Genomic DNA, 10,345 nt, shown 5'->3' on the forward strand with positions numbered 1-10,345 from the left:
CGAAACTGCCAAGAAGCATGCACAGAATCTGCTTAATCTAGAGAGAAACTAACCAGGGGATATGCACCGGATTCCAAATCCTCCGCTACACAACACGGTGATAGCATCGTTATATCTATTAGAATAAAAGGGTACGTTTTCCCTTGAATTTTGATTATTTCTTAATTTGTTGGGTTTCATTGCATTCAACCCAACCTAACCAAAAACACCGTAATAATCTGCGTACATCTGCGTAATCTGCGGATAAATTCTTTAAAAACTCTGTGTCTCCGTGGTTTATTTATCAGCGAGGAATCCCAATGAACAATCAACATATAGCCTTATATTTATCTCATGGTGGTGGACCAATGCCGTTACTGGGTGATGAAAGTCATGAAGAGATGGTTGAGTGTTTGAAGAATATCGCGGCATCAATCGAACGACCGTCTGCAATCATTGTTGTCAGCGCTCATTGGGAACAAACTTCTCCGACTATTACTTCTGGTGAAAACCCTTCACTTATCTACGATTACAACGGGTTTCCCAAAGAATCCTATGAGATTGAATATCCGTCTCCGGGAAATCCGACGTTATCGCAGTCAATGGCTGAAGCGTTGAGGGATGCTGGTATTGAATCAAAACTTGATGATAGCCGAGGGTTTGATCACGGTCTTTTTGTACCATTAAAAATCATGTATCCGGAAGCGGATATCCCCTGCGTTCAATTATCTTTGGTAAGTAGTCTCGACCCTGAGCTGCATATCAAGATGGGACAGGCTCTACAAACGTTGGGCGATCAATCGTTGCTGCTGATAGGTTCCGGTTTTTCCTTTCACAATATGCGGGCTTTTTTCACGCCGGAGACGGATGAAGCAAAAACCATGAACGAGTCATTCGAAGACTGGTTACTTGAAACGTGCAGTGATCAAAAGCTGACTGAAACCGAAAGAGAACAAAGGCTTATCAATTGGCAGTCAGCACCTTTTGCACGCTATTGCCACCCAAGAGAAGAGCACTTGCTTCCCCTTCACGTCTGTTATGGATTTGCAGCAACGGCCTGTTCAAAATCATATGAATTACAGGTGCTCAATAAAAAAGCGAGCATGTATCTGTGGGCGGATCGGTAACTGTAGGGTAGGTTGGGTAGAGCTTGCGAAACCCAACATTTTGGTTTGAATTTTCGTTATTTGTTGGGTTTCATTGCATTCAACCCAACCTACCAAAAACACCCTAAAAAACTGCGTCCATCAGCGTAATCTGCGGATAAATTCTTTTACACCTACCAGCCTTTAAATTCATGGGTTAACGCATGCGTGACACGATTCTTTAACCAGGTGGCGACCTTGCGGTTTGCCTGCCGGGATAAGCATTGGAAATACGTGGCAGATAATGCCGTTTCGGTTGCGAGGCTCACGAGCTGTTGCTGTTTGAGGTGAGTTTGAATTAGCGTTGTGGGTAATATGGCCCAGCCATCACCACGTAATACGGCGTCTCTGATTAATTCATACATCGTAAGACCTGAATACTGCCGACCTATCTGGTTCTGAATGACCAGCTGTCCCTTTTGCAGGAAGGTAAGACAGATCTGCGTGTATTGGCTTAAATCGCTTTCTGTCACCTGAGCCAGATTGGCTAGTGGATGTGCTGGACTGACAACCGTGCGCTGTTCGATCATGCCGAGCCGAAAATTGGGATCTACCGCGTTATTGACGCCAAAGCTGATATCAACAATTCCATTATCAATAAACTCGTGATGCTCTTGAGTGGGTAACAAATAAACCGAGGTGGAGGTTTGCGGAAATTCAACGTGTAAATCATGCATGCACTGATGCCAGAAGATTTCCGGTAATGCATCATCGCGAGCTATACGAAGTTCGGATTCGATACCTTCCAGATGCTGATTACTAAGTTGTCTGATACGGCTGGCGGATTGCAATAAACGCTGGCTGTCCGCCAATAAAGATTGTGCAATGGGGGTTATCTGCAAACTGTTGCCAGAGCGTTGAAAAAGGTTAATTGCCAACTCATCTTCCAATGCAGATACCGCTGCACTTACGGTGCTTCGTCTCATTCCTAATGCGATAGCAGCGTTTGCGAAGGATCCGCTTTCTGCTGTTTTCACAAACGCTTCAATTTGTTCAATCCGCATATTCAGCTCTGCTCAATATTTGATTTAGCGCTAACTATATTGGCGCTGAGCGATTTTGTCGAATGCCTGGCCCCCTCTAAAGTACATGCCATTAGTTGAGGAGCGGTTATGCGGATAAATATAGAACGGAGAGTGTTAATGGTGTCGGCGATATCGGCCGCCATCTTCTCTATTTCAGGGCTGATCCTGGGTTTGCTCAGTGGTTCGGTGATGATTTTATTTGATAGTGCTTATTCGTTACTTTCGTTAGCACTGGCGTCGTTATCCTTGCTGGCATTAAAACTGGCTAATAAGCCTGCGAATAATGACTATCCCTTTGGCCGTCTTACCATTGAGCCTATTGCGATTCTGGTGAAGGGTATTGTCATTGCTTTGGTGTGTCTTGTTTCAATGATCTTCGCTTTAGTCAGCCTGTTACAAGGTGGTAGAGAGGTTAATCTGGATCTCGCGTTAGTGTTTGGTGTCGTCAATGTCATCGGTTGTGCGATTACCTGGGCCTACATTTATCACCGTAAAAAGGACCTGAACACCACACTGGTCGCTGCAGAGCAACGCCAATGGCAAATGGATACCTGGTTAAGTGCGGCGGTGTTGTTGGGGTTTGTAATGACATTTGCCATCAGTCATTCACCGTTTGCCGATTACGCCCGTTATGCGGATCCATTGATGGTGCTGATAATCGCCGGGTATTTCTCGTATATTCCGATTCGGATGATTTCTCAGGCATTGCGGCAGATTCTGTTCGCAGCACCGGCTGAAGCAATTCGCGAGCAGATTAATACCCAGCTAACTGCGGTTGGCATGACGCCACACAAACCATTAAGAATTGCTCAGGTGGGTAGTTTCTTGATTGCACAGCTGCCAGCAAAACTTGATGCTGCTGGGCATCAACTATTTCATGGCATCATTTATGAGATAGCTGAACAACAGCAGCTTAAGTTGTTGTTGGTTCAAGGGGTGAATGTTCAATCGAATTAAATGAATTGCGTTTATCCTGATGAATCTTATTCACTATTGCCGTGGTGGAGTAGTCTGGTAGGTTGGGTTGAGCTTGCGATGCTCAACATTTTCACCCTGTAGTTCCGATATTTGTTGGGTTTCATTTCATTCAACCCAACCTACCAAAAATATCCTGATAATCCGCAGATAAATTGCTTTTATCTATCCTGATGGATCTTATTCACAATCGCCGTGGTAGAGCAGTTTTCGGTTAAGCCCATCACTCTGACTTCGCCTCCATAACCTTCAACTATTTCCCAGCCCACCACGCCTTTTTTATCGTAGTCACCGCCTTTAACGAGAATATCCGGCTGGATTTCTCTGAGCAGGTCTTCTGGTGTATCGCCTTCAAAGACGGTGACCCAATCCACATCGGCCAGGCCTGCCAATACGATCTGACGTCGATCAGCGGTATTGATCGGACGGCCTTTGCCTTTAAGTTTGGTGACAGATTCATCGCTGTTAATCGCGACAATCAGTCTATCGCCCTCAGCCCGCGCCTGATGCAGATAGCTGACATGACCGGCATGCAGAATATCGAAACAGCCATTAGTAAACACAATTTTCTCGCCACGTTTTTTGGCTTGATCTACGGCAATTTTTAATTGCTCGACGGTGACCGCACCGGCAAAGGAATGATCACTTTGATGGGTTCCCTGATGGCGTTGGTATTCGGCAAACAATTCTGGTTCGCTGACAGTAGATGTGCCGAGTTTGCTGACCACAATACTGGCGGCGACATTGGCCAAGGTGACGGCTTGTTTCATGGATTGTCCGGCTGCCAACGCTGCTGCCAATGTAGCAATTACAGTGTCCCCTGCTCCGGTGACATCCGCGACTTCTTTGGCAATCGCCGGGAGATGGAATTCGTTGTTGTCATTGGTGATCAGCGACATGCCCTGTTCACTGCGGGTAATCAATACGGCTTTAATATCAAAGTCGGCAATCAGTTTTTTGGCTTTATCAATCAGATCTGCTTCTGACTTAATTTCGCCCGCTACCGCTTCAAATTCGGTGAGGTTGGGGGTAATTAAATCCGCGCCACGGTATTTACTGAAGTCATTGCCTTTCGGATCAACCAGCACTGTCATTTCGTTTGATTTAGCCAGAGTGATCCACTGCTGTGGATCGTGTAGCGTTCCCTTATCGTAATCCGACAAGACCATCACCCCACCATTGACGAGCAATGGCGTGACTTTGTCAGCCATGCCAACACCGCTTTCCACGGTGAAGCGGCTTTCAAAATCCATTCGTAGCAGTTGCTGATGAGCACTGATAATGCGGGATTTAATGATGGTGGGATGCTGTGTGGTTTGATGAAACGCACATTCAATACTGACCGAATGCAGTCTTTCTTCTAACACCTGAGCGGCTTCATCCTGCCCGGTGATACCTGACAAAATGCATTTAGCGCCCAGTGAAGCAATATTCATCGCCACATTGGCGGCACCGCCCGGAATATCTTCCAAACGTTCAATATTGACCACCGGCACCGGTGCTTCTGGTGAAATACGTTTGGTTTTGCCGAAATAGAAACGGTCCAGCATCAAATCACCAACTACAACCACATTGGCCTGCCGAAAATCCGGGAATGCATTTTTCATAACGTTTGAATTATTGATTAGGGAAAGCGGTTATTGTGCGGCTAAAAGCGGTTGCAGTCCATGCCAAACCATTTCCGGTGTCATTTCGGTCATACAGACAGGTTCGCCATTGCGTGAGGCAGGTAAAGGACATTTACGTTTGTAGCATGGGGCACAGTTAAAATCGCTGACCAGATGTTGCTGATGTTTACCATAGGTGCCAATCAACGCTGTGTCTGTCGCACCGTATAAGGTTAACGCAGGCGTTCCGGCCACAGCAGCAAGATGGGCCAATCCGGTATCACTGCATACTGCACCCGCCGAGTGATGCATGATCGCCGCGATATCATTCAAACCCAAACGCGGTAAGGCGAAAGCCATTTCATCGACTGAGGCGATCTGTTGAGCGCGCATATATTCTTCATTGTTACCGCAAGGTAACAATACGGCATAACCTTCAGCTCGCGCCTGTAACACCAATTGCTGCCAAAAATTAATCGGCCAGAGTTTGGTGAGCCAACTGGCGTTATGCACAAACATCAGATAACGCTCGGGTAAAACAAACTCGAGCTCCGGTAACGGATATTTACTGAAATTCGCCGCGTATTTGGCGGGGGTTTTGGGCAGCGGGTAGTCCAGCGCCTTTGAGAGGATCTGCCGCATCCGATCCACCGCATGTTGCTGCGGATTAACGTTGATTGGATATTGATAAGCCAGATGAGCCGGGCGTTCACGGCAGGATTCCTTGTCCAGGCCATACACCGGTCCGCGACGTAATTTACTGACCAGCGCGCTTTTCAGATTATTCTGCATATCAACGACGGCATCATAATCATCCAGATTCAGTTCACGATAAAACTGGCGCAACTCCCCTCCAGTCAGCGTTTGCCAGGCGGATTTCTTCCAACGACGATGTGAGGTGGTGATGACTTTACGAACATTTGGGTGCCATTTGGGTACTTCAGCAAAGGCTTCATCGACCACCCAGTCAAATTCAATACCGGGAAAAGCTTTTGCCGCATCGCTCAACGCCGGTAACGCATGCATTAAATCGCCCATGGAGGTGAGCTTGATGATTAATACTTTCATAAACGGAAAAACGCCTGATGGAATAACATCAAGCGTTTTGCAAAGTATTTAAAGACAATGGGTTGTGACGATGCTGTTGCAGGATTTTCAGAAATGCATCCGGATTTTTAATCTGTGTCATTTCGCCTTCGCGTGGGAAAAGCTGATCCTGCAGGCGTGATAGCCAGAAACGTAATGCTGCTGCACGGCAAACTAGATTCCAATTGGACTGTTCGGCTTCGTTGAGTTGACGACGTTGCAGGTAGGCATTCATCAAACGTTGGTAGCGTTCGTTATCAATCAGGCCCTGTTCGTTAACACACCAATCATTAACCGCCACTGCCAGGTCGTAAATCAGAAATTCATCGCAGGCAAAGTAAAAATCAATAATGCCCTGTAATTCATCGTCGATAAACAAAGCGTTATCACGGAATAAATCGGAATGAGTGACACCCCAAGGTAATTCCAGATCGCTGTAATGTTGTTGAAAATCGAGTTCGGCTTTGAGCATTTCAGCCTGCTCTGCCGACATATGCGGCAGCAAGGTTTCGGCCATCGATTCGCGCCAGTCAGCACCGCGTTGCGTTGCCCGACGATGTTTAAACTTCTCGCCGACTAAATGCATTTGCGCCAGCATATCGCCTATAGCCTCGCATTGGCCCAGAGTGGCAAGTTCATCGACAGTATGTCCCGCCAGACGCATCACCAGCGCTGCCGGACGACCACATAAGGATTTGAGGTAATTACCTTGTTTATCCTCAGCGGGATGCGCCGAGGGAATGCCATGCTTGAAGAAAAACGTCATGACTTCGAGAAAGTAATCCAATTCGGCAAATTCATGCTGTTCGAACAAAGTCAGGACAAACTCGCCCTGATCCGTTGTTACAAAATAATTGGTGTTTTCAATTCCGGCAGAAATGCCTGGTAATCAATCAGATTACCAACCGCATACTCGCCGATGAACGCAATTAATTCATCGCGCCCGACTTCGGTATAAACAGACATGAAAATCTCAGTTAACGGGAGTGTTTGTTACCATTGAAACAGGATCCAGTTCGGCACTTCCGGATTGGCAAGATTATGTTTCTGGGTTTCCAAATTACCATCGCCATCGGTATCCATCAGGTAATAAGCTGGACCAATATCAGGGGTGATTTTGATCATGTAAAGCTGACCATTGACGCGGTATTCTTCGATAGTGCGATCATCTTCCTGAATGATGGTGATTTCAGGTTCGATACTTTCGCCATCCTGCAAAGGTGGTGGTATGACTGGAGGTTGAGTCAAATCTGGACCGGCAGCCCCTGCCCAGGCACTTCCTGTGATCATCGCGCTGATTGCGCATACAATGGCGAACGGTTTTAACATGACTTAGCTCCACTAAATTTCCGATAAAGATAGCATTTCCGCTACGATGATTAAAGCAATCTGTTTGCCACTAATTTCAGGCCTTGTGAACTATGACTCAAACTGCACCACTTATACTCGTTGATGGCTCTTCTTACCTGTATCGCGCTTATCATGCGATGCCGCCACTGACCAACAGCGACGGCGAATCAACCGGCACAATTTATGGCGTCATCAATATGCTGCGTAAATTGATCCGTGACTATAATCCCGAACATATGGCCGTGGTATTTGATGCCAAAGGTAAAACTTTCCGTAATGATCTGTATGCCGAGTATAAAGCCACCCGGCCGCCAATGCCGGACGATTTACGCGAACAGATTGCGCCCATTCACGAAATTGTCAAAGCCATGGGATTGCCGCTGCTGTGCATTGATAATGTTGAAGCCGACGATGTAATTGGCACGCTGGCAAAACAGGCCACTGCAGCAGGAATTGAAACAGTAATTTCCACTGGTGACAAGGATATGGCGCAACTGGTCAGCGAGCATGTGACGCTGGTCAACACGATGAATAACAGCAAAACAGATATCGCCGCCGTAAAGGAAAAGTTTGGTCTGACACCACAACAAATCGTCGATTATTTGGCGCTGATGGGTGACAAGGTGGATAACATTCCAGGCGTTGACAGTGTGGGCCCGAAAACCGCGACCAAACTGCTGCAACAATATGGCAGTTTGCAGGGTGTTATCGAACATGCTGATGAAGTGAAAGGCAAACTGGGTGAGAAGTTACGCGCAGCCGTTGATGCTTTGCCACTGTCCTATCAACTAGCGACCATCAAGATGGATGTCGAGCTGGATTTCACTCCGGAAACTTTGGATATGCAAGCGGCGGATAACCAGAAACTGGCTGAGTTGTATCGACGTTACGAATTCAGAAGCTGGCTACAGGAATTAGACTCTGCGCCGGTTGCTGCGGCTTCGACAAAAATGGATGAACCTGCCACCAGCAATGAAACCCATTACGAAACCATCTTGACTCAGCAGCAGCTGGATAGCTGGCTGGAAAGACTCAAAAAAGCCGAATTGTTTGCGTTCGATACCGAAACTACCAGCCTTAATTATTTGCAGGCGCGGATTGTCGGTATGTCCTTTGCCATTAAAGCCGGTGAAGCAGCCTATCTGCCACTGGCGCATGATTATCCGGGCGCACCGGATCAATTGGATTTTGATACCACACTGGCGTTGATTAAACCATTGCTGGAAGATCCCAAGGCGCTGAAAGTGGCCAGAACCTCAAATATGACCGGCATATTATGCTCAACCATGGCATTGATTTGCAGGGCATTGCCCATGACACCATGCTGCAATCCTATGTGCTCGACAGCACCGCAACCCGTCATGATATGGATTCGCTGGCCGAAAAATATCTGAACCGCAGCACCATTCATTTTGAAGACATTGCCGGTAAAGGCAAAAAACAACTGACCTTCAATGAAATCGGTTTAGAAGAAGCCTCGCCTTATGCCTGTGAAGATGCCGATATCACCTTGCAGCTGCATCACGTTTTGTGGCCAAAAGTGCAGTCGATTCCGTCCTTGGATAAAGTGTATCGTGAACTGGAAATACCGTTACTGCCGGTGTTGAACACACTGGAACGTAATGGCGTGCATATCGATATCTTTATGCTGCAGCAACAAAGCGATCAACTGGCTTTGGATATTGATCGGCTGGAAAAAGAAGCCCATGCCTCTGCCGGGACCAAATTTAATCTGGGTTCACCAAAGCAATTGCAAGAAATTCTTTACGACCAGCAACAGTTGCCGGTGCGTAAGAAAACGCCCAAAGGTCAGCCCTCGACAGCTGAAAATGTGCTGCAGGAACTGGCAGATGATGGCTATGAATTGCCACAAATTATTATGAACTACCGCAGTTTAAGTAAGCTCAAATCCACCTACACAGACAAGCTGCCACAACAGGTCAATCAACAGACTGGTCGTGTGCACACTTCTTACCATCAGGCAGTAACCGCGACTGGACGCCTATCGTCTTCCGATCCGAATTTACAGAATATTCCGATCCGTACCGAAACAGGCCGTAAAATCCGTGAAGCGTTTGTGGCTGGTAAAGGCGCCAAGATACTGGCAGCCGATTATTCACAAATTGAACTGCGCATCATGGCGCATTTATCCGGTGATAAAAGCCTGCTGACCGCGTTCGCCGAGGGTGAAGATATTCATCGCCATACCGCTTCTGAAATCTTTGGCGTAGAGCCAGAAAACGTCACCGGTGATCAACGTCGCAGCGCCAAAGCCATCAACTTTGGTTTGATTTACGGCATGTCAGCTCATGGCTTATCCAAACAACTCGGTATCGAACGTCATCAGGCCGCCAAATATATGGAGACTTATTTCGAACGCTATCCCGGCGTAAGAAACTATATGGACAATACCCGCGAACAGGCAAAAAAAGATGGTTACGTTGAAACCATTTTCGGCCGCCGTTTATATCTGCCGGAAATCAACTCCAGCAATGGCCTGCGTCGCCAATACGCCGAACGCACCGCGATTAACGCGCCGATGCAGGGCAGCGCGGCGGACATTATCAAACGCGCCATGATTTCTATCCATGACTGGCTGCTCAAAGCAGATACCGGCATCCGCATGATCATGCAGGTACACGATGAATTGGTATTTGAAGTACCCGAAGATCAGCTTGATTTGGCTAAAACTGAAATAGAGCAATTTATGATTCAAGCCGCCGAATTGGCTGTTCCGTTAGAAGTGGGAATTGGGGTTGGGGATAATTGGGAACAGGCGCATTAACGGGGTAATCAACCACAAAGCTCAAATGTTACCCCCTAACCCCCCTTTTGTGCTGACGAGTAGCGCAGGTTTATCTGGATAAGGATTGGTCAGTGTCTGATTCATGGCATCCATGCCACTCACCCTTCGGGCGCCTTCGGCGTCCAAATTTGTTCCAGACAAATTTGTGAGCGCAGCGAGTTTTGGCCAATCCCCAGATAAACCGAGCAACGCAGTGAAGCCGCAGGCCAGCACATGGGGTGCCCTTGGGTTGTTAGGGGCTTGGGGTGGTTGCTAATGAGCGTGCAGAAAGAAATGCAGAATACGCTGGATAACCGTCTTGCTGCTTCAGCCAAAATGTTGATGTCGTTAATGTCTCAATATGATTTGGACCCGCTGGTCAAAGGTGTGCAA

At 47.2% G+C, this 10,345-nt stretch carries 8 protein-coding genes and 1 pseudogene; 3 read left to right on the forward strand and 6 right to left on the reverse strand.

Annotated features, from left to right (window positions below):
- The first annotated feature begins 299 nt into the window (after window positions 1-299).
- Window positions 300-1,106: a class III extradiol ring-cleavage dioxygenase gene (locus tag E8Q33_RS10985; RefSeq protein WP_136554767.1), complete on the forward strand. Its 807-nt coding sequence runs from the start codon at window positions 300-302 to the stop codon at window positions 1,104-1,106.
- A 152-nt stretch (window positions 1,107-1,258) separates the two neighbouring features.
- Here E8Q33_RS10985 and E8Q33_RS10990 read toward each other — a convergent pair whose 3' ends face one another.
- Complete coding sequence (locus E8Q33_RS10990) at window positions 1,259-2,128, reverse strand: LysR family transcriptional regulator (protein ID WP_136554769.1); 870 nt, start codon at window positions 2,126-2,128, stop codon at window positions 1,259-1,261.
- Between the two features lie 138 nt (window positions 2,129-2,266).
- On the opposite strand from E8Q33_RS10990, the gene E8Q33_RS10995 reads away from it, so the two are divergent.
- Window positions 2,267-3,106 (forward strand): cation transporter, encoded by an 840-nt coding sequence (locus E8Q33_RS10995; protein ID WP_245652151.1) that lies wholly within the window; start codon window positions 2,267-2,269, stop codon window positions 3,104-3,106.
- Between the two features lie 179 nt (window positions 3,107-3,285).
- Here E8Q33_RS10995 and hldE read toward each other — a convergent pair whose 3' ends face one another.
- The 5 genes from hldE to E8Q33_RS11015 are packed head-to-tail and all read right to left on the reverse strand — an operon-like array spanning window position 3,286 to window position 7,146.
- Window positions 3,286-4,731: a bifunctional D-glycero-beta-D-manno-heptose-7-phosphate kinase/D-glycero-beta-D-manno-heptose 1-phosphate adenylyltransferase HldE gene (gene hldE / locus E8Q33_RS11000; protein ID WP_136554771.1), complete on the reverse strand. Its 1,446-nt coding sequence runs from the start codon at window positions 4,729-4,731 to the stop codon at window positions 3,286-3,288.
- Window positions 4,732-4,761: 30 nt separating this feature from the next.
- A complete protein-coding gene (gene waaC, locus E8Q33_RS11005) occupies window positions 4,762-5,799 on the reverse strand; it encodes a lipopolysaccharide heptosyltransferase I (protein ID WP_136554773.1) in 1,038 nt (345 codons plus the stop codon).
- A gap of 28 nt (window positions 5,800-5,827) precedes the next feature.
- Window positions 5,828-6,697 (reverse strand): homoserine kinase, encoded by an 870-nt coding sequence (locus E8Q33_RS11010; protein ID WP_371413294.1) that lies wholly within the window; start codon window positions 6,695-6,697, stop codon window positions 5,828-5,830.
- Window positions 6,661-6,783 (reverse strand): hypothetical protein, encoded by a 123-nt coding sequence (locus tag E8Q33_RS16795; protein WP_371413292.1) that lies wholly within the window; start codon window positions 6,781-6,783, stop codon window positions 6,661-6,663. The genes E8Q33_RS11010 and E8Q33_RS16795 overlap by 37 nt, the downstream gene beginning before the upstream one ends.
- Window positions 6,784-6,810: 27 nt before the next feature.
- Window positions 6,811-7,146: a DUF2782 domain-containing protein gene (locus tag E8Q33_RS11015; RefSeq protein ID WP_069296714.1), complete on the reverse strand. Its 336-nt coding sequence runs from the start codon at window positions 7,144-7,146 to the stop codon at window positions 6,811-6,813.
- Between the two features lie 92 nt (window positions 7,147-7,238).
- Here E8Q33_RS11015 and polA point away from each other — a divergent pair.
- Window positions 7,239-9,952 (forward strand): annotated as a pseudogene (polA, locus tag E8Q33_RS11020) (DNA polymerase I).
- Window positions 9,953-10,345: the final 393 nt, after the last annotated feature.

Origin of the sequence: Methylophaga sp. SB9B, assembly GCF_004832235.1 — a bacterium.
Classification (GTDB): Bacteria; Pseudomonadota; Gammaproteobacteria; order Nitrosococcales; family Methylophagaceae; genus Methylophaga; species Methylophaga muralis.

What these genes read in the sequence shown, in the direction of transcription:
- E8Q33_RS10985 (WP_136554767.1), top strand. Translation starts at nt 300, where the DNA reads ATGAACAATCAACATATAGCCTTATATTTATCTCATGGTGGTGGACCA.
- hldE (WP_136554771.1), bottom strand. Translation starts at nt 4,731, where the DNA reads ATGAAAAATGCATTCCCGGATTTTCGGCAGGCCAATGTGGTTGTAGTT.
- E8Q33_RS11015 (WP_069296714.1), bottom strand. Translation starts at nt 7,146, where the DNA reads ATGTTAAAACCGTTCGCCATTGTATGCGCAATCAGCGCGATGATCACA.
- waaC (WP_136554773.1), bottom strand. Translation starts at nt 5,799, where the DNA reads ATGAAAGTATTAATCATCAAGCTCACCTCCATGGGCGATTTAATGCAT.
- E8Q33_RS16795 (WP_371413292.1), bottom strand. Translation starts at nt 6,783, where the DNA reads ATGTCTGTTTATACCGAAGTCGGGCGCGATGAATTAATTGCGTTCATC.
- E8Q33_RS10995 (WP_245652151.1), top strand. Translation starts at nt 2,267, where the DNA reads ATGGTGTCGGCGATATCGGCCGCCATCTTCTCTATTTCAGGGCTGATC.
- E8Q33_RS10990 (WP_136554769.1), bottom strand. Translation starts at nt 2,128, where the DNA reads ATGCGGATTGAACAAATTGAAGCGTTTGTGAAAACAGCAGAAAGCGGA.